Source organism: Paenibacillus sp. YN15 (assembly GCF_003285005.1).
Classification (GTDB): Bacteria; Bacillota; Bacilli; order Paenibacillales; family NBRC-103111; genus Paenibacillus_AR.
Window position 1 is genome coordinate 18,173 of the sequence record NZ_QMFA01000010.1, and the last position, 26,434, is coordinate 44,606.

Below are 26,434 nucleotides of genomic sequence, written 5' to 3' on the forward strand. Positions count from 1 at the left end.
AAAAAAGAAAGGGAGTGACGACATGTCGGCACGTTCAGAAACGGCTGCTGCTTCCCGTTCCGGCGGGCGGGTTGCCCTGATCACCGGAGCCTCCAGCGGCTTCGGCCTGTTAACGGCGCTGGAGCTGGCCCGCAAAGGGATTAGGGTTGTGGCTACTATGAGGAATCCGGAAAAGGCGGAGGAACTGCTGAAGCTGGCGGAGGAAGCGGGGGTGGCTGAGCGGCTTCGGGTGCTTCCGCTGGATGTAACGGACCCGCTGTCCATCCGGCAGGCCGTGGAGGAAACAATCCGCAGCTATCAGCGGCTGGACATTCTTGTGAACAATGCCGGGTTCGCTGCAGGAGGTTTTGTGGAGGATGTGTCCATGGAGGCGTGGCGGCAGCAGATGGAGACCAACTTTTTCGGCCTGGTAGCTGTAACCCAAAGCGTCATTCCTATTATGCGCCGCCAGCAAAAAGGACTTATTATCAACATCAGCAGTGTCAGCGGCCGGGTGGCGTTTCCGGGATATGGTCCCTATGCGGCCTCCAAGTTTGCGGTGGAGGGGTTCACGGAAACGCTGCGCCATGAATTGGCCCCCTTGGGCATCGGCGTCGTGCTGGTGGAGCCGGGAGCGTACCGTACGCCCATTTGGAACAAAGGGCTTGCCGCCATGGCCGCTCCCGCCGATTCTCCCTACGGGGAGAGACTGGAGCGGATTGCCCAATATTCCCGGCGGACGGCGGAGACGGCTCCCGATCCCAGGCAGGTGGCGGAATTGATCGGCGTGTTGGCAGACACCCGCGCTCCCCGGCTGCGCTACACCTTGGGAAGCGGCTCGCGGCTGGCTATTTGGGGCAGGGCGCTGCTGCCCTGGAAGTGGTTCGAGGGGATTATCAGGCGGGCGCTTGGGTCATAAAAAGGAAGCTGAGGGAATCGGATTTCTCCCAAACGGCTAAAGGAGGCAGAGCGATGAGGCAGGATTTTTCCGGGGTGACGGCTAAGCGGCTGACGGAGTTGTTTCCGGTTTTGCTGGAGGAGCATAACCCCGCCTGGAAGGCGCATTATGAAGAGGAAAAGGAGTTTCTGGCGTCCGTCTTCGGCGGCAAGCTGGTCCGTATCAGCCATATTGGAAGCTCCTCTGTTCCTGGGCTTTTGGCGAAGCCTACTGTGGATATTTTGCTGGAGGCCGCCGGGGATACGGATTTGGACGCTGTGACGGAGCGGCTGCAGGATGAAGGCTATGCGGTCAACACTCCCAAGAGCGATCTGATCATGTACTTGAAGGGCTACACCCCACAGGGCTTTCAGGGGCAGGCTTTCCATATCCATGTCCGGCATAGCGGGGACTGGGGGGAGCTTTACTTCCGGGACTATCTGTTGGCGCATCCGGAGGCGGCAGCCGAATATGCTGCGCTGAAGACAGCGTTGAAGGCGCAGTATCCCCATGACCGGGACGGATATACGGAAGCGAAGGGGCAGTTCGTGCGGGCTTGCACGGAACGGGCGAGAAAGGAGTTTCCGGGGAGATATACCCCTGGTCCCTCCAATGGATAGGCATATGATCCGGCTAAAACGGCAGCAATGCCGTTTTTTCTATGGGGAGGGGGCAACCGGGCTGGCGAGTCCCCCCAAACTGGCGCTCTAGCCGGACTGAGGAGCCGTTATTTCAGCACAAACAGCCGTTTTTTGATCTGAGCGGACTCAGAATCCGCTATCCGTTTGAGAACAGCCCAATTGGAGGCTCACGAGGACAAATAAGGTATCCTGTGTCCGCGAAACGAGGAAAAGAGTGCTTTTTCGCAAAATAACGGATCGTCGGTCCGCCCCCGCACGGGAGCCGGAACCGGTAAGGCCGCCAGCGCTATTTTATGGAAGGAGGAGCGAGGAAGGGGTTTGCTCCCGCCTCCTGTTTAAGCAAACCATAAATTGCCAATCCTAAGATTATCTTTTGAAATCGGAGGGGTTGGCATGGCAATACTGGAGCCGTTTTGGCGGGATACGGCGGATATCCCGGAATTTCATCCGTTGCAGGAAAACGTGGAGGCGGATGTGGTCATTGTCGGCGGGGGGATTACGGGAATTACCGCGGCATATCTTTTGGTCAAAGAAGGGCTTAAGGTTGCATTGCTGGAGGCGGACAGGCTGCTGAACGGCACCACCGGACACACTACGGCCAAAATCACCGCCCAGCATGATTTGATTTACGATGAATTCATCAGCCATTTTGGCGTGGGCGCGGCCGGACTGTATTACCAAGCCCAAACGGAGGCCTTGCAGTGGATTGCGGAAACCGTCAAGACCCATCACATCCCATGCGATTTCAGCAGGCAGGACGCCTATCTATATGCTACTACGGAAGAGTCCGCGGGCAAAATGGAGAAGGAATGGTCCGCTTATCAAAAGCTGGGCATCGACGGCGCTTTGCTCCGGGAGATTCCCTTCCAAATCCAAACCTCCCGTGTGCTCAAAATGAACAACCAGGCGCAGTTTCATCCTCTGCAATATTTGGCGCATCTGGTCCGGACGGTAACGGATGCAGGGGGCCTTATCTTTGAGCAAACTGTAGCGGTGAATGTGGAGGAGCACGAAGAGAAGCCTGCTGTTCTCACCCGGAACGGCTGCCGCGCCACAGGAAGGCGCATTTTGGTCTGCTCCCATTTCCCTTTTTATGAAGGAATCGGTCTCTATTCGGCAAGGCTGCATGCGGACCGCTCCTACGTGCTGGCCTGCAAAACGAAAACCGAGTATCCCGGCGGCATGTACCTGAGTGTGGACAAACCCAGCCGCTCCCTCCGGTCTGTGATGCATAACGGGGAGAAGCTTGTGCTCATCGGCGGGGAGGGCCACAAGACCGGCCAGGGCAAGGATACCCGGGAGCATTATCAGGCCTTGGAGAGCTTCGGAAGGGATAGTCTGGATGTGGAAAAGGTTCTGTACCAATGGTCCACCCAGGACCTGGCGACCTTGGACAACATGCCATATGTCGGTCCTATTACAGCCGGCGAGCCACATGTGCTCATCGCCACAGGCTACCGGAAGTGGGGGATGACCAATGGAACGGCCGCTGCCAGGCTGCTGGCCGATCTGGTTCTGGACAAGGCTAATCCCCTGCGGGAGCTGTATACGCCGGACCGTTTTCAAGTGGACCCCAGCCTGAAGAAGCTGATTAAGGAAACTGCCAATGTGGTTAAAAATCTGGTCAAAGGCAAGCTGGAAAAGCCGGAGCGGACCGTTGAACAGCTGTCCATGGATGAAGGCGCCGTTATCACGGTGAACGGGGAGCGGATGGGAGCCTACCGGGATCGGGAGGGCAAGCTGCATCTGGTGGATACCACCTGTACCCATGTGGGCTGCGAGGTGAACTGGAATGCCGGGGAGCGGACCTGGGATTGCCCCTGCCATGGCTCGCGGTTCTCTTATACAGGGGAAGTGGTGGAAGGCCCGGCGGAAAAACCGCTAAAGCGGGGCCATTACAATATGCTGGACAATCTGGTCAGCGAGGATTCGGGGTATTAAACACGGTGCACAACAGCGAAAAGGGAGCCGCTCCGCAAAGAGCAGCTCCCTTTCATTTCCCGCAGGATACTAACCGTCGGTGCGGGTGACCTTCTTTTTAGCGATCCGGTACCGGTAAAAGACAGCCGCAAACACCAGCATGCCCAAGGCCAGCATGGCGTACACCACATTGGAGTACATATCCATATAGGCCAGCACACTGTCCCAGGAATTGCCCAGAATGGAGCCCACGTAGACCAGGGCCGTATTCCAGATCAGGGAGCCGAGAGTGGTCAGCAGCAGGAAGGAAACCAGATTCATTTTGGCGCTGCCGGCGGGGATGGAAATCAGGCTGCGGATCAGGGGAACCAGCCGTCCCAGCAGCACGGTCCAGGTGCCGTGGCGGGCGAACCAGGCTTCCGCCTTTTTGATGTCCTCCGGCTTCAGGCGGAGCACCTTCCCGTAACGGGTGACAATCTCCCCCAGCCGTTCGGCGGACAGGATCCTGCCCACGCCATAGAGGCAAAGCGCCCCCGCCACAGAACCCGCGGTTGCGGCAATGATGGCTCCAAGCACCGTCATGCTTGTAGTGGTGGTCATAAACCCGCCCAAGGTGAGAATCACCTCGGAGGGGATGGGCGGAAACAGATTCTCCACCGCAATCAACAGAAAAATCCCGGCATACCCAAATGAATCCATAATGCTGTAAATCCATTCCTCCATGATGCTCCACTCCTTTTAATCGGTTTCTTTCTCTTTGTCAATTGGAATTTGGCTGCGGGTTACGAGAAGTATTTCTTGAGCTTGTTATATATGAACCGGTCCAGGAACTTGTACAGCACATACACCCCGAAGAGGGAGACGCCGTATACTCCCGATACCGAACTGATGATCAACCAGACAAGGGAAGGCAGCCCCCATAACGCGCCTGCTGCCAATGCGGTGAGACATACCCCCAAGAGCAGAATGCCGCAGCCCAGCAAATAATGGTGCCCGTGGGTTTCAAAAGGAACGGTGTGTTTGGACATAGCCAGGAACTCCCTGACCTGAAATTGGCTGATCACTTCCTTGGCCGCTTCTTCCCTGGTCCGGCCCTGCTCCTCCAAATCTGCCGCGAAGTCCTCCAGAAAGTTGCGCAGCTCCGTTTTATCCTCCGCACTCATGGCCAACTGCTCCACATAGGCGCCGATATCCGCATGTTTCCGGTACAGATTGTTCATCCGGATATGCCCGACATAATTGATTCCGCACCACAAGGCAGCCAGGGAAAAGGACGTATAATAGGTAACAGCCAGCCACAGCTGCTCCCCGGGATTCACATGCTCATCGATATAAAAGGCGGCCACGCAGATCACTATGGACAGCAGCAGCACCGGGCTGTAGCGCAGCTCCGCCAGGCTGAAGGCCTTCCGGGTCCAATTTCTCATGAATCCATCTCCTTAAATAAACCGGTTCACAATCTCCGACATCAGCTTCCAGCTGGCGATATGCGTATCCAGAAGCTGCTTGCCTTCCCCGGTCAACCTGTAGTATTTGCGGCGGCCGCCGTGGCTCTGGTCTCCCCAATACGCCGAGACGGCGTTATGCTTCTCCAGCCGCTTCAAGGCCAGATACAGGGTGGCCTCCTGAATTTCGAATGCCCCTTCCGTGCGCTCTTTGATGGCTTTGGAAATTTCGTAGCCGTAATTGTCCCGGGTGTTCAAGACTGACAGGATCAACAGGTCGACGGTGCCTTTCAGCATTTCCGCGTTCAAAGGGGCTCACCTCCCCCAAACATACCTAATATTATTGAGTACATAGCCCATTATAATCAAAAGTACCTAACATTGCAAGGTACTTTAATATACGGGAGATTTCCCGAATGGCCGGGTACCCCTATAAGGATCTGTTTATGGCGGGGGATCTGAATCAGCTGGCCCACCCGTCTTACCCCATCCCGCTGCAACGGGGGCCGTGCAACATGGCATTGGAAATAAGGCATTCTTGTGTTACTCTGTAGGTAAGCGTAAGCGCATTCAATCAGCCCCTAACCCAGGAGTGGATATCCCCAATGAAAAAAAACTGGTTTCATCAGCTGCTGCTCTCCTACTTGCCCGTATTCCTCATCACCAGTCTGGTGATTATTCTCCTTTTTTTCGTGACGATAAGCGAGCTTGCCATGCAGGAAACACGCAAAGTCAACCGGTTTCAAAGCCAAGCGCTTCTGGACGCCGTAGATCAGACTCTGCTGAACGTGGAGCGGACGGTTATTAAGGATCTGATGAACAATCAGCAGGTGGAGACCTTTTTCCAGCGCAACGCTGTCGCAGACTACCTGGGCGAACAGACTGTTGCCCGGATGCTGCGGGATATCGGGTCGTATCTGCCTGATTTGCACAGTGTTCTTCTTTACCGCAAAAGCGATAACACAATATTGACCGCCGCTTCCAAAATTCCCGTCAGCGAGCATCCCGATCTGGCCTTTCTGGAGAAGGCCGATGAGCTGGCCGGCGGGTATTGGAGCGACCTCAGGGAAATTCCCGGCGATGACGGAAGCATTGCCCCCGTGGTCACCATGGTCAAACGGATGAATCCCCCTGCCGGGAGAGAGGGGCTTATTATTATCAATGTAGGCGTGAATTCCCTTGACCGGATTCTGAAGGATTCCGTCCGTTCCTCCCTGAATTACGTCACTCTGCATGATGCCAACGGCGCCCTGCTTGCGGCCAGCGGCAAGGAAAAGGACGGCAAAGTCGTCAGTGAGCTGGTATCCCCGTACTCCCGGTGGACGATCAAGGGAGGCTTCCACCGGGAGTCCGCGTACGGAGTATTTTCAACCCTGAGTCTGGTTTGGATGTTCATTGCCTTTCTGACGCTGACAGCGGGGATTGTCTGGATTGTGCATGTAAGCCGGCGCAATTACCGGCCCATCCAGATGATTATCAACCGGCTGCAGCAAAGCTCCATGCTCCGGCGCCAGTGGACCGGCGGGGATAATCAGCTGGCTGTTATCGAGAAGGCCATAGATAGTCTTGTGGAGCAGGCTGCCGTCCTGGAGAGGCAAAACGATGAAATGTCCGAATACCGCACCCGCCATTATTTCAAGGAATGGCTGGAAGGGAGCTTTCCTCCCGGTGATCCGGGCAAGGAAGTGGAGCAGTTGGGCATCCCTGAGGATGCACAAGGGTATGCGGTGGCCGTTCTGGAGATTGACCGGCATATTGAGTTTGCATCGTCCTATCATTCACGGGATCAACTGCTCTTGAAATATATTGTGTCTTCTGTCATCAAGGAGATTGCGGAGCAGAAGCGGGTGCTCGTGTGGGCGGAATGGATGAGCTCCAGCAGGCTGGGCATCCTGTTGGTGGCGAAACCCCAGGAGACTGCCTCCGGTCTGAAAGAGGTAGTTTATTCTTTGGCTCAACAGACTGCCGCCTGGCTCCTGGAAAATGTCCGGTTCACGGTCACCATCGGCGTTTCTCCCATAGCCGGGGACCTGGAGGAGATTCCCGAAGCCTACGAGGACGCGGTCAGGGCGCTGTCGTACAAGTCGGTGGCCGGCAGCAACCGCGTTTTGTCCCTGGACGAGCTGCAAGTGGAGGGCCAGCGGCCGGATTATGTCCATACCCTTGCGTCAGCCAGGCAGCTCTCGGAGTCGATCCGGTTGGGCGAGGAAAGCTGGAGGGACGAGTTTGCGCAATTCTTTCGTCAGTTGGAGACGGACAAGCCCTCCTCCCCGGAGCTGTCGCGGCTGCTTCATTACCTGATTTATCAGCTTCAAAATGAGATATCGGAGCTCCCGGCGGATGTGCAGCAGGTGTGGGCACAGGATGCCATGCCGAAGCTTTATGAAGGCATGAAGCGGCTGGAGACGCTGAAGGAGCTGAACCGGCTTTTTGCTTCGGTGCTGGAGGAAACGGTGGAGACCATCGGCCTTCTCCGCCAAGCCAAGGCGCATCATCCTATGGTGTCGGAGGTCAAGGGATGGATCGGAGAGAATTATGCGGACCCCGACTTTTCCCTGATGGCCGTCAGTGAGCATTTCAATCTGCACCCCAACTACGTAAGCCGGTTGTTCCGGGAGGAATTCGGGATCAAGTTCGTGGATTATGTAACAAAGGTGAGAATCGAGAAGGCGAAGGAGCTGTTGGCGGAAGGCAAAGCGCCCATTCAGGATATTGCCCTTCAAGTAGGGTACCTTCGTCCGCTGTCCTTTATCCGCGTCTTTAAGAAGTCCGTGGGCATGACACCCGGCGAATACCGGAAAAACCAGCAGCACCCGGGTTCACCGGTGTCCGAGTGAAATTGCATATCAGGTTAAAAAATGAATGGAAGGCTTATTTGCGATTTTAGCTACACCCTTAACTCATGGATATTGCGGTAAACGTCCCCCATTCGTTACGATAAGGCCATCCGATCGGAAGGAAACCATATTGTATAGAGAAAGGGTGGACATATTCATGAAAGCCGATGCGCCGGTGAGGAACAGCATAGCGCTGACGGGCAGGTGGACACAAGCTCTTCGCAGCAAGCGTCTGCGCCAGAATGTGTTTCTTTGGGCCATGCTGGCGCCTGTTATTGCATTCTATATCACCGTCAAGTACATTCCCATGGGCGGACTGGTCATTGCTTTCAAGCAATACAATTTCACCGATGGCATCCTGCACAGCCCCTGGGTAGGGATGAAGAACTTCGAGTATTTATGGAATCATCCGGATACGCTGCAAATTATCCGCAACACCTTTATGCTCAGTATTTTAAGCGTAGGAGTCGGGTTTCCCGTTCCCATTGCGCTGGCCATCATGATGAATGAGGTCCGGAGGATGTGGTACAAGAAGCTGGTGCAGACTCTGGTATACCTGCCCCACTTTCTTTCCTGGGTAATTGTGGGCAGTATCGTGCTGACCGTCTTCTCCCAGGAGACAGGCTTGGTTAATTCCGTCTTGAAGCTCGTGACGGGAGGAGAGAGCTATGCCTTTCTGTACAATGAAGGCTCTTGGATCAGCATTTTTGTAGGAGCCGGGATATGGAAGGACATGGGGTTCAACGCCATTATCTATTTGGCGGCGCTTTCAACGATTGATCCCAGCTTGTTTGAAGCGGTGAGCATAGACGGCGGGGGGAAGTGGAAGCAAATCTGGCATATTACCTTGCCCGGCATTCGCGGCACGATTGTGCTGACCCTGATTTTGGCCTTGGGCAAGGTGATGGAGGTGGGCTTCGACCCGGTGTTTATGCTGCAAAACCGGGTGGTCACCGATGTATCCGAGGTCATCAGCACGTACATCTACAAAAATGGCGTTCTGAATGCCGAATTCAGCACGACAACCGCAATCGGTCTGTTTGAATCCCTCGTAGCCTTTGTGCTGGTCATTTCCGCCAACAAAATCGCGCGCAAATTCGATCAGGGCTTGTGGTAAGGAGGCCGGAAAAACATGAAGCATACATTGGCTGAAAAATGGTTCTACCGCATAAACGCCATCATTTTGGGGCTGCTGTCCTTAAGCTGCATTTTGCCCATGATCCACATTGTCGCCGTTTCCCTAAGCGATAACAAGGCGATTGACTCGGGTTTCATCTCCTTCTGGCCCAAGGGCTTCAATTTGAAATCCTATGGGACTCTTATTGAGGGCACGAATGTCATCGCTGCTTTCCGCAACAGCGTGCTCATTACGGTGGTGGGGGTGTGCCTGAGCATGCTCTTTACCATCATGGCGGCTTATCCGCTGTCACGCCGTTATTTTGCGGGAAGAAGACCGGTAACCTTGTTTATGGTATTCACCATGCTTTTCTCGGGGGGCTTGATTCCGACTTTTTTGACCATCAAATCCCTGGGGCTGGTGGATTCCTACGGGGCCATCTGGCTTCTAGGCCTGGTGAGCACCTACAACATGATGATTGTGCGCACTTATTTTCAGAACATCCCCGAGGAAGTGGAGGAATCGGCGCGGATGGACGGATGCGGGGAAATCAGGCTGATTCTGCAGATTATCCTGCCCCTCTCCATGCCGGTGCTGGCCACCATCGGGCTGTTCTACGGCGTGCATTATTGGAACGCATTTATGAATGTGCTGATCTACATCAATGATGCCAATAAAATCAACCTGATGGTCATGGTGCAGCGTATGGTGCAAAGCCAGTCCATGCTCCAGGAGCTGAACAACCTGCAACCCGACGATGTGCAGGCCATTACGCCGGAATCCATTAAGTCGGCCGGCATTATTGTGATGGTGGTGCCGATTTTGGCGGTATATCCGTTCCTGCAGAAATATTTTGTGAAAGGCGTTATGCTCGGTTCTGTCAAAGGTTAATTCCAAACATGAATTTATATGGGGGAACAGCTATGTTGAGAATCAACGGGAAGAAAAGCGCAGCTGCCGCAGCAACACTCCTGCTGGGCGCCATGTCGATGGTGGCCTGCAGCTCGAAGGAAGAGACGGCCCCTTCCGCTACAGGACAGGGAGCAACTGAAAAGCCCAAACCGACCATTACCGTATCCGCCTACGAACGGGGACGGGTTCCGGCAGAGGAAGGAACCATGGAGAAGAACCGCTGGACGGATTGGATCAATGCCAACGGTCCGGTAAATGTGAAGTATGTGTTGGTGCCCCGCAACGAGTCTGCCCAGAAATTCAATACTTTATTCGCCTCCAATACGGCGCCTGATATTATCAATGAATATGATACCAATTACCGCAACAAGCTGTACGATCAAAAGCAAATTCAGCCCATTGACGAATTGATTGAGAAATACAGTACGGACTACAAGCAGCTGATGGAGCAATATCCCACACTCAGGAAGGTGGGCACGAAGCCGGACGGGAAGCTTTATGAAACCGGACGGCTCCAGAATACGGGGGCGCTGTACGCCGTAATAATCCGTGCCGACTGGCTGGAGAAGCTGAACCTGTCTGTTCCGCAGACGCCGGAGGAGCTGCTGGAGGTGGCCAAGGCGTTCACCTTCAATGATCCCGACGGCAACGGCAAGAAGGATACCTTCGGCATTTCCCTGTCCTCCTTCTCCGGTGTAACAATAGACAATATGTTCGGCAATGTCGGTTTTGTGCTGGAGAATGATACCATCAGCTGGAACTGGGACCGGTTCAAGGCGGCCATGAGCTTCAAGAAGCAGCTGTTCGACCAGGGTGTGGTTGACAAGGATTTTCTTACCGACAAGAACGGCGAGAAAGCGAAGAAGGATTGGCTGGCCGGGAAGCTGGGCATCTATACGATGCAGCATGCGTACAATGATGCCGGCTACACCAATTATGAAACCCTGAAGAGCAATGTGCCCACCGCCAAAATTTTAACCCTGCCGCTTCCCAAAACGCAGTTTGGCCAGTTCTCCATGGAGCTGGGGAATCCGGTTCAAATGACTACCGTCATCAATATTAAGGCCAAGGACCCGGAGGCCGCGATCAAATTCATCGATTTCATGTCCCGGAAGGACACCATGCTGACACTAAGGAACGGGCTGGAAGGGGTGCACCATACGCTGGATGACAACGGCTGCGCCATTCCCATCGACGCGGAGAAGAACACCAAGGAGCTCGGCTATACGGGGGATTATTGGATGATGTCCTCCACTTCTTTTGAAGGCAAGTGCAGCTCCCTGGAGACCAAGCTGAAGCCGGATACGCAGAACAAGAAGGATTACCTGGAATTCTTTAAGAACAAAACCGTCTATGAATCGCCGGACCGTCCGTATCCCGCCTTTGCTCTGAGCGAGCATATGCCCACGCTTCCTACCGAACTGCAGACCATCAGCAATGACCTTCGGGGAGCGAAGCTGGATGAAGGCAAGCTGGGAGAAGCCGTGACCAAGGCTATTGTCAGCGGGTCTTCTTACAGCGTAGATCAGGCAATGGCTGATGCGAAATCGGCATGGGATAAGCTGAACGGCAAGAAGCTGGAGGAATTCTATGCCAAGTGGTATGCGGAGAATAAGGAGCATGCATTCCTGACAAAGGATGTGTATCAGATTCTCGCCGACAGCAAGAAAAACCAAAAATAGTCTTGCGGAGGGACTTGCACATGATTCCATTCCCGATGATCAGGGAGGCTGTGCTGGAGCCGGGGGCAGGAAGAGAAGCCGAGGGCTTTCCTTTTGGGAGCGGCTGGCGCGAAACGCTGCGCCAGGCCGCCGGCCATCCCGCTTATGCGCATCTGACAGATGAAATACGGGAGGAAGCCGCAAGGGCGAAGGGGGAGCCGCTGCTTCCCCTTCTTCTTTCGGACTTCCGGTTGTTTGAGACGAAGGGCACCCGGGGAGAATATGAGCTGCCCTATTTTGACAGACGCCGCCGGGCTTTGGCCCTGTTGCTGGCCACCCTGCTGGACGAAACGGATGAACATCTGACGGCGCTGGAGGATCTTCTCTGGGAAATCTGCAACGAGTTTACCTGGTGTGTACCTGCCCATCATTCCGTTGAGCTGACGGTTGGCCTTAAGAGGACCCATCCCCCGGAACAAATTGTCGATCTGTTCGCTGCGATTACAGGCCATCAGCTGGCAGAGACCCTGTTTCTGCTGAAGGGCAGGCTTGATTCCCGGGTGGCAGAGCGGGTAACGGCGGAGATCTTCAGGCGTATTCTGGACCCGCTTGGTCCCGGGCGCGCGCAGTTTGGCTGGGAGCGGGCCACCAACAATTGGGCAGCGGTTTGTGCGGGATCAGCGGGAATGACGGCCTTGCTGTTAATGGATGACCGGGAGCATCTGGCGGAGCTCTTGGGACGGCTTCTTGATGCGTTGAGCAGCTATTTGGCCGGTTTTGAAGAGGATGGAGGCTGTCCCGAGGGACTGAGCTATTGGATTTTCGGGTTTGGCTACTACACTTATTTCGCCGATATGCTGGAGCGGTATACCCTTGGCCGAATCCGGCTTATGGATGGCGCCAAGCTCCGCCGGATCGCTGAGTTTCCCATGGCCGTCATGCTGTCGGATGGACATTTTGTCAATTATTCCGACAGCTCCGGCAGAACTCAGCTGCATACGGGCCTGGTCTCCCGTCTGATCGAGCGTTACGGGCTGTCTGTTCCCTATATGAAGGGCATTACCTCCTTTCACCAGGACCCTTGCTACCGGTATGCCTATGTGTCCCGCAATTTGCTGTGGTCCAGTCCCGCGCTTATGGGCCGGCCTGCTTCCGAAGGCGAGTGGGAGCTGGAGCAGCTGCAATGGGTGGTCAGCCGCCACCGCCGCAAGGGAGCCATGGTGGCTTTTTCCGCTAAGGGCGGGCATAACGGGGAGCCTCATAACCATAATGATGTGGGTCACTTCATCATCCATGCGGAAGGGGAGAGCCTGCTCTCGGATTTGGGCTCCGGAGCTTATTGCAAGGAGTATTTCGGCGGGAAGCGGTATACCTTCCCGGAGCCCTCCGGCCGGGGCCATTCCGTGCCTGTGATCGAAGGAATGGAGCAGCAGGCGGGCCGAGAGTGCGGGGCTCTGGTGCTGGAGAAGGACATTTCCCCTGGACGGGTGCGGCTGGCGTTGGACGCAACGGCAGCTTATCCTGTAGCCTCTCTGCAGCGATATATCCGGCGCTTCGACTGGAGCATGGAGGACGGGGAGAGGGCAGCTGTTCTGAACCTGCAGGACCGTTTTGCATTTGTGGAGAAACCCGGGCAGGTGGAGGAGGCTTTTATCAGTGTCTTCAAGCCTGGGGTGGACAGCTCCGGGGGACGCATTTATTGGACCGGAGCCACGGGGACAGTGACGCTTGTCTACGACTCGCAGGTCTGGCAGCCGCAAGTGGAGGAGCTTCCTTTGGGGAAATCCCCCGGCATGGCTTACCGGGTTGCGCTAAGACTGCTGCAGCCCGCTAAGGAAATCCTATTCAGTGGTGTTTTCCGGATCGATATTTCATAAAAAAGAGGGATAGACCCAAATGGATCATATTTTTTCACAGGAACCCAGCCTATGGGTCAGGAGCACGCTGGACAGCATGAGCCTGAAGGAGAAGGTCGGACAGCTTATTATCTCCCGGGAGAGCCGGGATACGATTGAGGATTCCATAGCCAAAGGGCATGTAGGGGGATTTTATGCCGCCAACCATGTGAGCGGGGAACGGATCACGAAACTGAAAAGCCTGTCAAAGACGCCTCTGCTGGTGGCCCAGGACCTGGAGGTAGGCCACTGCTCGGGTGCATTGAGCTGGCCCTCGGCCATGGCTTTGGGGGCCATTGACGATGAAGAGACAGCGTACAACTGGGCTTATTACCAGGCCTTGGATGCCCGGCGTCAGGGCGTTAATGCCGTATTCGGACCTGTGCTGGACGTTGCTCTCAACCCGGAAAGCCAAGCCACCTCCACACGCCCGCTGAGCGGAGATCCGCAGCAGGCCGCCAGACTGGCCGCAGCAGTAGTGAAGGGCTATCAGGATGCAGGGCTGCTGCCCTTTGCCAAGCATTTCCCGGGATTCGGCCGGGGGAATCAGGATGTGCATCTGGAGCTGTCCAAGTATAAAGCGGATAAGCAAACCCTCCTGAAGGAAGACCTGCTCCCCTATCGGCAGGCCATTCAAGAGGCATCGCTGGCGGGAATCATGACCGGGCATATTCGTATTGACGAGATTGATTCCGAGCTGCCTATGCCGCTTTCATCCAAACAGATGGAATTATTGAAGGAAATTGGCTTCAACGGCCTCACCATTACCGATTCTCTGAGCATGAAGGGGATTCAATATCTGTATCAGGATGAGATCCTCTATCCCGGAGCCATCCTGAGCGGCCACGATATGATTCTGGCCAATAACCGGCTGCCGGATGAGCTTGGGCTTGAGTATGTGGTCCGGACGGTGGAGGATGGCAGGATTCCCTTGGCTGAAATTGAGCGCAGGGTCATCCGCATTCTGCAGATGAAGGAGTATCTGGAGCAGGTGCCTCTCCGGGAGCTGGATGTTGCCAAGGCGGCCTCCCTGTTTAGCTCCATGAGCCAACGCTCCATGACTGCCTTGCGCTCTGACGGAGAAGCCTTCCAAGCTATTAACCCCTCATGGAAATCTTTATTTGTCATTGTCTCACAGGAATTCACCCAGGTGGAGGGGGAATTGTCGGCAGCCCATACGCCGGTGGAAATGCTGGCGGACAAGCTGAAGGAACGCTTCCCCAACAGCGATATTGCATTTTTGCCCATCTTCCCCTCAGCCTCGCAGAACGAAGAGCTGCTGCATAAATCCCTGGCCTATGAGCAGGTGCATATCGTAGCCAATGCCGTTAAACGGGCTTACTCCGGCATCGCCCATTACCAGGACCCGCTGTTGTCTATGGTGCGCGCCATGCAGACCAAGATCGGCACCTTCGTTGTCTTCGGCAATCCGGCCGCCGCCAAGGACCTTCCTGCGCTGCCCCAGCTGTTGTTCTGCTATGGAGGCTATCTGTGGATTGAGGCATGTGTGGAGGTGCTTTCCGGCCGGTTGAGGCCGGAAGGGAAGCTGCCTATCCGGTATTAGGATAAGCGGATTAAACTCTCCATCTGCCCATCAAAAGAGCCATCCGGCTGCCGCTTGCAGAGCGGTTACCGGATGGCTGTTTCTTTTTCCACTATTGCGGGCTGATGACTAAGAACGGTTTGCCGTAAGCAGTGGACTCCTTGCTGGAGATACGGGCCAGCACATTCGCCTGTGATCTGTCCGTAACCTTGAAGGAGGCCATTTTGTCGGTCTGGCTCTTGATGTAATCCGTCACATCGACGCTGTACCACCCCGTTGCGGATACCTCCACTGTGCCGGTAACTATTGCGCCGGCAGCGCTTGGTGCGGTATCCCACGTAATGGTATCCTCGGACCAATTGTCATTTGCCAGTCCGTAGAAGGATAAGGGCTGCTTCGGCTCGCTGTAGTCCACATAAAACATAAGGTAGGCTTTACCGATTTGTCCGCGGGAATAGCCTGTATAGTCAAGCTTGAGGTAGATATCCCGGTCATATTTGGAGTTGTCCGAGTTCTTCAGCTCCATGCTTGCCGCACTGCCGTAATTGGTGGCGGAGAAGCTTCCCGCCCGGACGAAGGCATCGGCCACAGCGGGATACGTATATCCCAGTCTCTCCGCCAGTTGGACGCGGTAAAGAGACGGAATGGACAGCTGAGTCTGGCCTGTCCCCTCGATAAAGCCCGTTGTGGTGGGAATAACGGATCGGAAGGGGCCGCCTGTGCCGGAGATGTTGCCTTTGCAGCCGATGGCGTAATTCTCCGCTGTAGGCGGATGCTCAATGATCGCCTTGCCCTTGCCCACATCGCAATTCCACAGGACGGAATTGGCTGCGGACCAGCCGTGGGAGGTGCCGTAATCCCCCCGGTTGTACAAGCCCAGGACAATTTTGTTGGTGCCCCGGAGGTCCAGCTCCTTGTGGTTGTCATACAGGAAGCCGTGGCCCCATTTGCGGTGCGGCTCGCTGACATCATACGAATCCTTGGCCGTATTGTCCAGGAATACATTTCCCGAATCCCAGGTTGCCCCGTTGCCGAAGTAGGAATGTCTGCCCTGCTGGGCCAAATTGTTGACGAACAGGTTTAATTGTCCCGATTCCACCCCAAAATTATAGCGCCGCCCTCCTTCATCCTTGGAATGGGGCTCAACGGAATAGGAATTCTGAACCGTAACACGGGAGGAGGTTTGGAGGACAATGCCTTTATTGACAAAGTGCTTTACCTTCACCCGGTTCACCCAGCTGTCCTCAACCGTATTGAACACCAGAGCATCCTCGGCGTGATTCTCGCTAGTGGGGGATGCGGTATCGATGGTGATCTGGAGATTCTCCACCCCAATTTCCGTAAGCAGTCCTGCCCGGTCGTATTTGTACAGATACGATTGGGACAGCGACCGGTTCAGCTTGTTGGTCAGCGGAGCGTCAATCGTCACCGTATTCCCCGAGATGCCGGTGATATACCGGTTGAACACAAGAGGCAAGGAGTCTACTGTCCAGGAGGGATCACCGGCTGTGCCTCCTCCGCCCACGGAATCGATCCAGGCCTGGGTGGAAGGGTGCTTGATAATGATATTGTCTCCTGCGGCAAGCCCGGCCGTACTGGCCACCGTGAAGCTGCGGTTGCAAACAGAGACGATGCTGCTCGTAATGTCTCTGCGGTTTTGCGGCGTATCGCCTCCACTCCAGTTGGACGACAGGTTTCCTCCTGCCACAAGCACAGGATTTTTGTTGGTGGTGGTGAGAAGAGGACGGCGGAGCACAGTATTTAATGCCGGATCATCGTCAAAGCCCGCACCCTTCAAAATGACACCGCTTGCATTTATTCGCAGAGTGCCATGTACCGGATAATCCCCTGCTGCAAGGAGGACCACTCCCCGAATGCCATTGGCGTTCAGAGGCCAGGCAGCCACTGTGTTAAGAGCTTGCTGAAGAGCGGTTGTATTGTCTCCCGTTACCGGGGATACGTTAAGAACCGGAGAAATAGCCGAGCTGTCGGGAATATCCCTCTCGCCCCGGTGATACCCTGCATAGCTGAAGTCCACTATCCTGTTGGCGTCCGAATCCACGGCGTATTGAAGCTGCCCCTGGTTATTGTAGTACACCTTGGTGGATTCCCAAGCCAAAGCCTCTCCACCTATGGCAAGTGCCAGGAAGGAAGCGGCTGCAAGAGCGGCTGTTTGTTTCCAAAACTGAAATCCCATAACCATAATCATCCTCTCCTTCATGTGATTGAATCCCAAAACCGGCGCCGGGTCCTCCGGCTGCCATTCAAAATGGTTGCATCCAAACCTCCCTTCTCCAATCACGGCAGAGCCGCATAGCTGATCCGCCATGCCGCTGCAGGCGAACCATTGGCAGACATGTTTATCCTAGTGGAATATGTTATCCATAGCAATATCCATTACTTAACTCCATAATCGAAAACACCAATCCTCCGTTATGGCGGAGGCAGGCGCCCTGTTGCCGTATTTGAGCACAGGTCTATACTTGAAATGACAAATTACCTAACAGTGCAATGTGCTTCCTGTTTGGTGTGGATGTGGTGTATTATTCCAGTTTTGCCTATACACTGTGCCGGGCCGGAAAAGAGTAAAGTAATCGGATGGAGTTTCTTTGAATTGGCTCCATTGTCTGAGGTCTCCGCGACGTTCCGCGGGCGATTGAATCTGGTGTGCGGCGCTGGGAAGCCGGACGCCTTTCGTCCGCTGGGCTCGCAACTGACGGTGATGATAGCGGGCAGCAAATGTACGCTATTGGAGCCAATGGTTGCTTTTTTCCAAAATAGCGTACATGATTTTTCTTCTAAGTTACGCCAAATAAGCAAATAACAGATAAATTCACACAATAACATACATTTTATGTCTGCTAAATGGGCAAATTTTCCGCAAATGTCCCGTTAGCAGACTTTTGTTGGCGCTTACATAAAAGAGAAAGCAGGACGAGGCTCCTCCAAATCTCCTGTTAAAGTGGATACACCGAAAAAAGCCGCTCTCCCGCAGCAGTGCTGCTGTGGAGAACGGCTTCTTTGGACCGGATATGACCCTGCAATCGGCGTTTAGCCGGGCAGGCTATGCCTGCTTAAGCGTTCAGGTTCTTGGCCAGCTCGCCCAAGTCCGCCCCCTTCAAGGCGCCCTCCACCAGGGCGGGCAGCATGGCGGGGGTGCAGGCGAAGCAGGGAGTGCCGTCCCGGGCAAATTGCCGGGCCACCTGCTCATCGTAGTAGGGCTTGCCGCTGTCGGAGAGGGCCAGCAGGCAGAGAGTGCGGACGCCGGATTCCCGCATTTCCCGCATCCGCCGGATCAGCCCGGCTTGGCTGCCGCCCTCGAGCAGGTCGGAAATGAGAATAAACAGGGTTTTCTTCGGCTCCTCCACAAACTGTTCGCAATACCGGACGGACTTGTGAATGTCCGTGCCGCCGCCCAGCTGGATGCCGAACAGCATATCCACGGGATCATTGGCGCAGGCCTCCGTCAGGTCCACCACCTCCGTGTCGAATACCACCACCCGGGTGGACAGAGCCGGAATGGAGGCGAAGATAGAGCCCACCACAGAGGCCCAAATGACGGAATCGGCCATGGAGCCGCTTTGGTCGATATCCAGAATAACCGTCCATTCCTTGCTGCGGCGGGCCCGGTCGAAGTAATAGAACTTCTCCGGCACCAGGATGCCGCGCGACCGGTCATAATGCTTCAGATTGCGGCGGATGGTCCGCTTCCAGTCGATGCCCGACAGGGAGGGAAGGGGCGTATGCTTCCTCCGGTTCAGGGCGCCGGTTACCGCGCGGCGGATATCATTCTCCATCCGGCGGACCAGCTCATCCACCACCGCCTTTACCAGCAGGCGGGCGGTGTCCTTGGTTTTTTCGGGGATTTTGCCCTTCAGGGTCATCAGGGTGCCCACCATCTGAATATCCGGCTTGACAGTGGCCAGAAGCTCCGGCTCAAACAGCAGCTGCTTCCAGCCCTTGCGCTCCATGGCGTCATTCTGGATGATGGATACCGTGTCCTCGGCAAAAAGGGAGCGCACATCCCCCAGCCATTTGGCCAGCACCGGAGCGGAGCGGCCCGAGCCTGCTCCCCGGCGGGATGAACCGCCGGAGGAGCCGGAGCTTGCGCTTTCGCCTCCCGTATCATCATAGATGGCCGCCAGGGCCTGATCCATGATCCGCTCTTCCTCGGTGAGGGGAATGGCGCCGCCTGCATATTCGGCCAGCCGCTCCTCGCCGCCGCTGCCCAGAATCAGCCTCCAGCGGGTAATCGGCAGCTTATCCTCGGGGGCCGCCATCAGAAATCCCCGAAGTCAAAATCATTCAAGCTTTGCAGCATCGACTTCTCCTCCTCTCCCAGTTCTCCCGTTACCACCTCGGCGGTTTGCTCCGTATCCGTCCGCCACAGCTCGCCCAGCAGCTCTGCGGCCATGGTTTTCTCCTTATGGGAAAAGGTGCTGAAGGCCCGCCGCAGGAAAACCAGGGCGCGGCGGAACTGCTCCTCGTCCAGCCCGGCAATATAAGCATCCAACTGCTCCCACAGATACGGCCGGGACAAAAGGGCGTAGCGGTTGCGCATGGACAGCCCCTCGAACCAACCGGCTCCCAGCTCTGCCGGAATGCCCGGCGACAGCCGGCGGGACATTTCCGCCCCGGCCTCTTCGGCTGTGATGAGGCTTCTCTCCAGCAGAATGGCGCAGGCCAGGCCGGAGAGCTTGGGGTTGCGGTCATCCCGGTCCGCCAGCTTCCGCAGCTCGGCATACCACAGCTCACCGTCGGCCCACTCCTCATGCTCCCGGGCCAACGCATCCAACTGGCCCATGGCCTGGGCCATCCCCGCCGCAGCCTCGTCGCTGCAGCCTGCCGCGTCGGGCAGGTACAGGCAGCTGCGCACGAAGAGCTGCCGCATCATGGGACCCAGATGCCCGGTTTCCACCCGGCGCAGGGTGCCATAACCAAGGATCACCGCCAGCTCCGCAGCGGCGGCGGCCATTCCGGCCACATCGCGGCTGTCGGCCGCCAGCCGTTGGAGCACGCCCAGGCCCGTCTCCATCTGGGCGGTCAGGCCGCATAAGCTGGCCATGTTGATCAGCTGCGACGCTTCGCCGATGCTGCTGCAAGCCTCCATGCTCTGCCGCAGCTTGAAGGCGGCGGCCAGCTCCACGCTTTCCCCCAGCAGCACCGCCTCCACCAGGCGGATCTCGCTCTCCGGGGTCCATTGCAGCGCCCACTCCTCCTTCCAGGAGGCGTCCTGCTGGCCGCTGGGCTTATGCTGGGCAAAGCCGATATCCAGCCAGGCCAGCCGGTGCAGGAACCGGGAGCGCCGCATGTCCAGCAGAGCGGCCTCCTCCGTGGTTACTCTGCGGTTCTCCCGCAGGTCCAGGGTGAGTCCGGCGGCAACGGTGCTCCGGTATTTATCCAGCTTCAGCTCCCGCAGCTGCCGGGAAAAATCATCCTGGATGGGCGTCTGCCCCACCCCCTCCGGCAATCGGCCGATGGCGGTGCCCACATCCAGCCGGGCCAAAGCCTCGGCCACCGTGCCCAGGTCGCCCTGGCCCAAGAGCGTCCGCGCCGCATCCCGCAGGTCCGCCAGCACCGGCGCGCTGCCCTCGTGGAGGGAGGCCAGCGCCTCGGCCAGCCGCACCGCCTCGATCACCTCGGCGGTGGAGCGGTGGGTGCCCGCCCGGCGCAGCTGCCGGGCGGCCTCCGCCAGGTAGCGGTAGGGCAGCTGGGAGAGGGTGCCCTCCTGCATGGCCTGCCACATCATGGCGAAATAATTGGGAGCGGCATTGCCCGCCCCGTAGCCCGACATGCTGGACAGCCGGTAGTAGGAGTAGGGCATCAAGGCCAGCTTGGCGGAACGGCGGGGCAGCTGCGCCAGCTCCCTGTCCGTCATAGCGGGAGCCTCCGCCGTCAGCGCGGAGGCATGGTACGCGCCGCAAACCACCACCGTCTGCGACGGTTTATACCCTTCCGCCGCAACCTGCCGGAGACAACGGTTCATGTAGGCTTCCCGCACCGCATTGTAGGCAAATTCCCCGCTGCGCTCCCGGCGCTCCCCGTCCTCGGTCAGCTCCCGCATGTGGCGGGAGAAGGTGAGCATGGAGCTGCGGTACGCTTCCGGGTTCAGATTATGCTCGAAGTGCCGCTCCCAGTAGGTGTCATAGCTGGGCTCCCCGGCCAGAGCGGCCAGCTCCTCATACAGGTTCCGGCGGGGAACGGCGGGGCCGTCGCTGTTTTCGGAAGGCTCCCCGCCCCCCGCAGGCTCAGCAAGCGGCGGAGTGATGCCCTCCCGGGGAGCGGAAGGCTCCTGAAGACCCAGGGTCACATCCGACGGCAAATCCATAAAACGGACCTCCACCCCCCGGTCGCAGGCCCATTTCATGGCCTGGTATTCCGGGGAATATTCCGCCAACGGCCACATTACCGTCCGCACCGGCAGCTCCTCCGTGTAAGCCAATATGGCCACAGGAGGCCGGGCGGCAGAGGAAACCAGATGGGGAATAAAGGCCGAGGCGTCGGAGGGCCCTTCGATCAGCACCAGAGTGGGCCGGACAGCCTCCAGTGTGCGGAGCAGATGAAAGGCTCCGCCGGGGGAAAGATGTCTGACCCCAAACAGATGGGGGGCCTCCGCTTCCGGCACAGACGCCGCCGTTGTCCTGTTCAGTTGGGGCCCGGCGCTCATCCGTTCAGCTCCATGCAGGCCTGGTAAAGCCCGCGCCAGCTGCTGCCGCGCTTCTTCATAATCTGGTCCAGATACTCCTTCCAGACCAGCCGGTCCTTATCGTCATCCTTGACAATGGCCCCCTGAAGCCCGGCGGCCAGATCCTCGTCCCGCAGCTCGCCGTTGCCGAAGCTGGCCGCCAGCGCCATGCTGCCTGTCAGCAGGGAGATGGCCTCGGCGGTGGAGATAGCGCCGCCCGGGGACTTGACCTTTTCCTTTTTATCCAGAGTCATGCCGCTCCTTAGCTCCCGGAAAATGGTCACTACCTTCACCAGCGCCTCCTCCGCAGGCAGAGAAGCTTGCAGCTCGTAGGAAGCGGAGATTTCCGCCACCCGCTTGCGGACGATTTCCACCTCCGTCTCCATATCCGCCGGAGCGGGCAGCACAATGATGTTGAAGCGGCGCTTCAGGGCCGCCGACATTTCATTGACCCCTTTGTCCCGGGTATTGGCGGTGGCGATGATGGAAAAGCCCTTGCGGGCGCCCGTCTCCACGCCAAGCTCGGGAACGGAGATGGTTTTCTCCGACAGGATGGAGATCAGGGCGTCCTGCACCTCCGAGGCGCAGCGGGAAATTTCCTCGAACCGGGCCAGCCGCCCGTCCTCCATGGCCCGCATCACCGGGCTTTTCACCAGCGCCTCCGGGGAGGGGCCGTTGGCCAGCAGCATGGCGTAGTTCCAGGAGTACCGCACATGCTCCTCCGTTGTCCCGGCGGTGCCCTGCACGATGAGGCCGGAGCTGCCGCTGACGGCGGCGGCCAGATTCTCCGACAGCCAGGACTTGGCTGTACCGGGTTCGCCGATGAGCAGGAGAGCCCGGTCCGTCACCAGAGTGGCGATGGCCATTTCCACCAGACGGTTATTGCCCATGTACTTGGGGGTGATGATTTTCTTCCCGGCTTTGCCGCCGGTGATAAAGGTCAGCACCGCCCGGGGGGACATGCTCCAGCCGGCCGGGGCTTTGCCCCCGTCTGTTTTGCGCAGCTCCTCCAGTTCCTCCGCGTAAAGGGTTTCCGCAGGCTGCCGCAGCAGTTCGGCGCCGCTGTTTGCCGCTGTATTCGGATTTGCCGCCGGTTTGGTCATTTTGCCATCTCCTCCAGGACATATTCAATTTGTTTTGCGCTTTCGTAGCGGTAAGCGGGACGCAGCTTGGCGAGCCGCTCGGCGTAAGACGGAGGCAGCTTCAGCAGCTGCTCGAAGATATATCCGTCCAGGGAATAGTAGGTTTGCATGTTTTTTTGCTCAAGAAGCTGCATCAAGAGCTCCCGGAATACCTCCGGGTCCTCGTTTGCCCGCTCCAGCCCTTGCAGGAGCACCGTGGCATCGCCCCGCGAATGGCGGTCCGGCTTGGCCAGCAGCTTGCCTGTCAGATAATCCCGGCAGCTCTTATGCCCCGGTCTGGCAAAAGCGGCAACCAGCTCAGGGGCGTCATGGCGGATGGCCCAATCCAGCCAGCGGGAGTCCCATGCGGCGGCGATGTCCGGGGAAGCGGACATTTCCATCCGGGTGTACTCCCGGAGGCTGCCGTCGGCCAGGAGTGTCCGGTACGTATGCTGCTCCCGGTGGCTGACCAGGCTCTCCATAACCCGGATAATCTGGGCGGTGCGGGGAGCGGATTTCTTGCGGCCGACGGCTTCCTTCAGCTTGTCGGTCCAGGTGTCCCCGTAACGGTCGAACAGCTCCTTGGGCGCCAACAGCTCTGCCGCCGCCCGGAAGGCAAAGCGCAAGCCCGCGGGATACCGCTCCTCCAGGCCGAACAACAGCTCCAGCGTCTCCGCCGTGCGGGAATGGACGAGATATTCCGCCGCCCGCTCCAGCAGCCTCTCCCAGACCGGAATCTGGAAGGCCTTGCTGCTGCGGACCACCTGGGCAAAAACCTCCTCAAGCTCCGGCTCCCGGCTGTCGCCCAGCGCCGCCAGATAGTTTTCGATGCGGCCCCATGCTGCGGCCCGCTCCTTGTCCTCGGCGCTCCAGTTGCTGGCGATTGCCTTCTCCACATCCACGCGCAGCAGGGGAATGAGGCGGCGGTTTAATTCCGGCCACGGATGCCGCGATAGGGCCTGGGCCGCCAACTCGCTGTCCTTGCCGGAAAAAGCCCCGTACAGCGTCTCCGCCCCTTCCTGACCCCCGGCCTCCGCCAGCGCCAGATAAGCCGCCTCCCGGATACTCTTTTTCCGGTCCCGGGTATAGCTGATAAGAAGCGCCGTCTGGCCGGGCAGGCTGCCCAAGGCTCTGACGGCGGCGGCGCGCACCTCATCGCTGCCCTCCTCCGCTGCGGCCAGGATCAGCTCCGGCCGTCCGCCCAGCCGGGCCAGCAGCTGCAGCTTGCGGGCCTCACGCTTGCCGCCCTGGGGATCGAAGCCGTCAGCCAGGTAAGGGATGGCTTCCGCCCCATACAGCGGAATGATATGCTTCTCCACATAATCCGCCAGCTCCGGGTACGGATCGCCAAGGGCATTGATGGCCAGGGGGAACAGGCGGATATCGGAAAAATGCCCCTGCTGGAAGGCCTCGGTGACAATTTCGTAGCGGCCGCCGCCGCTTTCGGTGAGGGCCTGCTCGATGGGGGCCAGTTGGCGGCAGGTAAGCTTCGAGTCCAGCTTCAGGCCGGCTGCGGCGGGAAGCGGAGCGGTCTCCTCCAGGGGCTGGGCGCCGCTTTGGGTGGCGAGAATGGAGCCGAGCAGAAGCCCCAGCTCCTGAAGCCTCCAGGCCGAACCCGGCCCTTGGCCGCCGCCGGGCTGCTCCTCTGCCAGCTGACGAATCAGCTCGGCCAGCTTGCCGAAAACCGGCGCCTGGGCTGCCAGAGCCTCAAAACGGGGCAGCAGCCGCTTCAGCCGGAAGTCGCCGGCCGCCAGCTCGCTCCCGGCAATGTAAAGCCGGTCGGTCTCCTGCTTCAGCTCAATCAGTAACGCGTTGCTCATTGTGTTTCCTCCTGTCCCTCCGATTAGTACAGCAGCCGGACCATACGGTCCCGGTGGATTACGGTCAGGGGCTGCACGGCCAGCCGTCCCAGCTCCGGACGGTGGCGGAACAGCACCAGCAGATAGGCATCCTGCAGCAGTTCCACCGGGACAAAAGGCAGCAGCTCCACTGTTCCGCGTCCCAGCTCGCCTGTATTCTCCAGCGCCAGCTCCGCCCCGCTGCCGTCGCGGATAACATAACCGCCCTGACCGGTGGCTCTGGTTTCAGCCACGTGCAGGAGCAGGGCGGGAGAGCGTTGGGCCAGCGGATTTTTCAGTTGGTTCCGCACTGTCTTCAGGGCTTCGCCGTAGGAGCGGCACGCCCCGTCGGCCACAGCCTGCCAGTCGGCCGCTTCAGGCGGCCGGGAGGTCCATTCCTCGAAGCGGACCCGCCGGTTCAGTCCGCCGGGATAGACATACAGCTCCTTGGATTTGACCACTTCCATAAAGCTGTCGTCCTCGCGGATGTGCCGGGCGGCCTTGTAGGGCCGGTACTGGACGGTACGGTGGATATTGGCGGTGGAGAGCTCTAGCCAGAAGCCGGTGTCCACAAATTCCTGACGGCCAACATCATCCCAACTGGCAAATGCCAGCTGCATCAGCTCGGCTTTTTCCCGGACCAATCCCAACTCCTTTAATTCGGCCAACTGCCAGGCGCGTCCCAGCCATTCCTCCAGCTCTGTTTCGGTATCGGGGGGAGCTTCGCCCTTGCTGTCCGCTCTCGCTTGCAGGTAGGAGCGGCCTTTTTTGATCAGCGCATGCATGGAGGCCAACTGCTCGATGGCATATTCATAGCCGGAGCGGCTGCTGTCCTCAAGCAGCAGGGCCAGGCGGCGGAGTTCATTCTGCGCCCCGGAAAGATAGTAGTTGCCCAGTTCCTTTACCTGCCCCTGAATCAGGGCCAGTGTTTTCTGGTCCACGGTGCCCAGTCCGCCTCCGATAAGGTTGGCGAGCAGCTTGTCCAGCCGCTCCAGCCCTTCCAACTGGGCGTTGATTTTTTTCAAAAGAGCGGAGGTGTTGGTCTTTTTGGGTTTCGGCGGGGCGGGATTGGCCGCTTCCTGTTCCTTTTTCTCGGCGCGCTTCTCGGCTTTTTCCCGCTTGGCTGCCAGCTCCTCGGGAACCGGCGCTTCCGTGAAGGTTTGACCGTTGATATACGCATATAAAAGACCGAGGGAATGCTTGCAGGGGAATTGACGGCTGGGGCAGGTACAGCGGAAGACCGGCTTTTCCGGTTGGGCAAAGTCGGCGGAGGTGGAGTAGTTGGAGCTGCCGCTGCCCTGGCATTCGCCGAACAGCAGGTCGCCGGTATCGGACTTGTACAGTCCGACGAATTTTTTCTTTTGCACCAGCCCCTGGGCATTCTTGATGGTGGCGCTGTTGGGGGCCAGCGAGTCGGCATACGCCGCAGTAACTTCAATCACATGGATGCCTCCAATCGTCAATCAGCTTAAAAAAAGTGGAATTTCCAGTGCTTGCCTATTAAAAAGTGTAACACTGTTCCAAAATTCTATCAATTCGGACGCAAGACTCATATAATAGGCCCTCCAAACATGACGGGCGAGGGGGCGAGAGGCGGCGCGGGACAGGACGAAGCGGAGGCTAGGGCGTGTCTGAAAACCCGCTTGAGGGCATCGTTTACCGCCTTTTCGCCCCATGCTTCGTTACTTCCGCTTGACGTACCCCCGGTACGCCTTCGCGAAAGTGTCTTGCCTGGAACGAAAATTCGGCAAAATCTGCTCCCCTCGGAGTTATCAGACACGCCCTAACGGAAGTGGGAGCCCCTATTTGCTCCAAAAGAGGGCTTCCGGATTTCTAACGGAGGCAGAGGCCGTTATTTTGCCTGGAATGGGCGCCGCGCAGGCGAAATGTCTCCAATAACGGC

Annotated in this window: 18 protein-coding genes; 9 read left to right on the plus strand and 9 right to left on the minus strand. The window is 57.7% G+C overall.

Annotated features, from left to right (window positions below):
* Positions 1-22: 22 nt before the first annotated feature.
* The 3 genes from DQG13_RS10560 to DQG13_RS10570 all read left to right on the plus strand — a co-directional run bounded on the left by DQG13_RS10560 (position 23) and on the right by DQG13_RS10570 (position 3,498).
* Positions 23-898: an SDR family oxidoreductase gene (locus tag DQG13_RS10560; RefSeq protein WP_113019721.1), complete on the plus strand. Its 876-nt coding sequence runs from the start codon at positions 23-25 to the stop codon at positions 896-898.
* 53 nt (positions 899-951) lie between these two features.
* Complete coding sequence (locus DQG13_RS10565) at positions 952-1,536, plus strand: GrpB family protein (protein ID WP_113019722.1); 585 nt, start codon at positions 952-954, stop codon at positions 1,534-1,536.
* A 414-nt stretch (positions 1,537-1,950) separates the two neighbouring features.
* The gene (locus DQG13_RS10570; RefSeq protein WP_113019723.1) at positions 1,951-3,498 is read left to right on the plus strand and encodes an FAD-dependent oxidoreductase; all 1,548 of its coding nucleotides are present in this window, start codon (positions 1,951-1,953) and stop codon (positions 3,496-3,498) included.
* A gap of 69 nt (positions 3,499-3,567) precedes the next feature.
* On the opposite strand, the gene DQG13_RS10575 is transcribed toward DQG13_RS10570, so the two are convergent.
* Genes DQG13_RS10575 through DQG13_RS10585 form a run of 3 tightly spaced genes read right to left on the minus strand, consistent with a single transcriptional unit; the run spans position 3,568 to position 5,231 of the window.
* On the minus strand, positions 3,568-4,200 hold the full coding sequence (locus DQG13_RS10575; RefSeq protein ID WP_113019724.1) for a DedA family protein: 633 nt from the start codon (positions 4,198-4,200) through the stop codon (positions 3,568-3,570).
* Between the two features lie 59 nt (positions 4,201-4,259).
* Entirely contained in the window at positions 4,260-4,904 is a 645-nt protein-coding gene (locus DQG13_RS10580) for a hypothetical protein (protein ID WP_113019725.1), read from the minus strand.
* Positions 4,905-4,916: 12 nt separating this feature from the next.
* On the minus strand, positions 4,917-5,231 hold the full coding sequence (locus DQG13_RS10585; protein ID WP_113019726.1) for a PadR family transcriptional regulator: 315 nt from the start codon (positions 5,229-5,231) through the stop codon (positions 4,917-4,919).
* 296 nt (positions 5,232-5,527) lie between these two features.
* Between DQG13_RS10585 and DQG13_RS10590 the strand changes: the two genes are divergently transcribed.
* From DQG13_RS10590 to DQG13_RS10615, 6 genes are all read left to right on the plus strand, one after another.
* A complete protein-coding gene (locus tag DQG13_RS10590; RefSeq protein ID WP_113019727.1) occupies positions 5,528-7,759 on the plus strand; it encodes a helix-turn-helix domain-containing protein in 2,232 nt (743 codons plus the stop codon).
* Between the two features lie 157 nt (positions 7,760-7,916).
* On the plus strand, positions 7,917-8,876 hold the full coding sequence (locus tag DQG13_RS10595) for an ABC transporter permease (RefSeq protein ID WP_113019728.1): 960 nt from the start codon (positions 7,917-7,919) through the stop codon (positions 8,874-8,876).
* Positions 8,877-8,891: 15 nt separating this feature from the next.
* Positions 8,892-9,767 (plus strand): carbohydrate ABC transporter permease, encoded by an 876-nt coding sequence (locus tag DQG13_RS10600; RefSeq protein WP_113019729.1) that lies wholly within the window; start codon positions 8,892-8,894, stop codon positions 9,765-9,767.
* Between the two features lie 32 nt (positions 9,768-9,799).
* Positions 9,800-11,470 carry an extracellular solute-binding protein gene (locus DQG13_RS10605; RefSeq protein WP_181592689.1) on the plus strand — a complete coding sequence of 557 codons (1,671 nt, stop codon included), beginning with the start codon at positions 9,800-9,802 and terminating at the stop codon, positions 11,468-11,470.
* Between the two features lie 20 nt (positions 11,471-11,490).
* Positions 11,491-13,326: a heparinase II/III family protein gene (locus DQG13_RS10610; RefSeq protein ID WP_113019731.1), complete on the plus strand. Its 1,836-nt coding sequence runs from the start codon at positions 11,491-11,493 to the stop codon at positions 13,324-13,326.
* Positions 13,327-13,345: 19 nt separating this feature from the next.
* Complete coding sequence (locus tag DQG13_RS10615) at positions 13,346-14,908, plus strand: glycoside hydrolase family 3 protein (RefSeq protein ID WP_113019732.1); 1,563 nt, start codon at positions 13,346-13,348, stop codon at positions 14,906-14,908.
* 91 nt (positions 14,909-14,999) lie between these two features.
* On the opposite strand, the gene DQG13_RS10620 is transcribed toward DQG13_RS10615, so the two are convergent.
* The 6 genes from DQG13_RS10620 to DQG13_RS10645 form a co-directional block, all read right to left on the minus strand.
* Positions 15,000-17,084 carry a CBM96 family carbohydrate-binding protein gene (locus DQG13_RS10620; RefSeq protein WP_181592690.1) on the minus strand — a complete coding sequence of 695 codons (2,085 nt, stop codon included), beginning with the start codon at positions 17,082-17,084 and terminating at the stop codon, positions 15,000-15,002.
* A gap of 877 nt (positions 17,085-17,961) precedes the next feature.
* Entirely contained in the window at positions 17,962-19,167 is a 1,206-nt protein-coding gene (locus DQG13_RS10625; protein WP_113019734.1) for a VWA domain-containing protein, read from the minus strand.
* Positions 19,167-21,554 carry a DUF5682 family protein gene (locus tag DQG13_RS10630; protein ID WP_220094359.1) on the minus strand — a complete coding sequence of 796 codons (2,388 nt, stop codon included), beginning with the start codon at positions 21,552-21,554 and terminating at the stop codon, positions 19,167-19,169. Before DQG13_RS10630 ends, DQG13_RS10625 begins: the two co-directional genes overlap by 1 nt.
* Positions 21,551-22,675: an AAA family ATPase gene (locus DQG13_RS10635; RefSeq protein WP_113019735.1), complete on the minus strand. Its 1,125-nt coding sequence runs from the start codon at positions 22,673-22,675 to the stop codon at positions 21,551-21,553. Before DQG13_RS10635 ends, DQG13_RS10630 begins: the two co-directional genes overlap by 4 nt.
* Positions 22,672-24,513, minus strand: a complete 1,842-nt coding sequence (locus tag DQG13_RS10640; protein WP_113019736.1) for a HEAT repeat domain-containing protein — start codon at positions 24,511-24,513, stop codon at positions 22,672-22,674. The genes DQG13_RS10635 and DQG13_RS10640 overlap by 4 nt, the downstream gene beginning before the upstream one ends.
* A 23-nt stretch (positions 24,514-24,536) precedes the next feature.
* On the minus strand, positions 24,537-25,973 hold the full coding sequence (locus DQG13_RS10645) for an SWIM zinc finger family protein (RefSeq protein WP_113019737.1): 1,437 nt from the start codon (positions 25,971-25,973) through the stop codon (positions 24,537-24,539).
* Positions 25,974-26,434 lie beyond the last annotated feature (461 nt).

Coding starts and splice junctions, on each gene's coding strand:
- DQG13_RS10570 (WP_113019723.1), top strand. CDS start 1,951: ATGGCAATACTGGAGCCGTTTTGGCGGGATACGGCGGATATCCCGGAA.
- DQG13_RS10640 (WP_113019736.1), bottom strand. CDS start 24,513: ATGAGCAACGCGTTACTGATTGAGCTGAAGCAGGAGACCGACCGGCTT.
- DQG13_RS10635 (WP_113019735.1), bottom strand. CDS start 22,675: ATGACCAAACCGGCGGCAAATCCGAATACAGCGGCAAACAGCGGCGCC.
- DQG13_RS10565 (WP_113019722.1), top strand. CDS start 952: ATGAGGCAGGATTTTTCCGGGGTGACGGCTAAGCGGCTGACGGAGTTG.
- DQG13_RS10615 (WP_113019732.1), top strand. CDS start 13,346: ATGGATCATATTTTTTCACAGGAACCCAGCCTATGGGTCAGGAGCACG.
- DQG13_RS10600 (WP_113019729.1), top strand. CDS start 8,892: ATGAAGCATACATTGGCTGAAAAATGGTTCTACCGCATAAACGCCATC.
- DQG13_RS10575 (WP_113019724.1), bottom strand. CDS start 4,200: ATGGAGGAATGGATTTACAGCATTATGGATTCATTTGGGTATGCCGGG.
- DQG13_RS10630 (WP_220094359.1), bottom strand. CDS start 21,554: ATGAGCGCCGGGCCCCAACTGAACAGGACAACGGCGGCGTCTGTGCCG.
- DQG13_RS10625 (WP_113019734.1), bottom strand. CDS start 19,167: ATGGCGGCCCCCGAGGATAAGCTGCCGATTACCCGCTGGAGGCTGATT.
- DQG13_RS10580 (WP_113019725.1), bottom strand. CDS start 4,904: ATGAGAAATTGGACCCGGAAGGCCTTCAGCCTGGCGGAGCTGCGCTAC.
- DQG13_RS10595 (WP_113019728.1), top strand. CDS start 7,917: ATGAAAGCCGATGCGCCGGTGAGGAACAGCATAGCGCTGACGGGCAGG.
- DQG13_RS10560 (WP_113019721.1), top strand. CDS start 23: ATGTCGGCACGTTCAGAAACGGCTGCTGCTTCCCGTTCCGGCGGGCGG.
- DQG13_RS10620 (WP_181592690.1), bottom strand. CDS start 17,084: ATGGGATTTCAGTTTTGGAAACAAACAGCCGCTCTTGCAGCCGCTTCC.
- DQG13_RS10605 (WP_181592689.1), top strand. CDS start 9,800: ATGTTGAGAATCAACGGGAAGAAAAGCGCAGCTGCCGCAGCAACACTC.
- DQG13_RS10610 (WP_113019731.1), top strand. CDS start 11,491: ATGATTCCATTCCCGATGATCAGGGAGGCTGTGCTGGAGCCGGGGGCA.
- DQG13_RS10590 (WP_113019727.1), top strand. CDS start 5,528: ATGAAAAAAAACTGGTTTCATCAGCTGCTGCTCTCCTACTTGCCCGTA.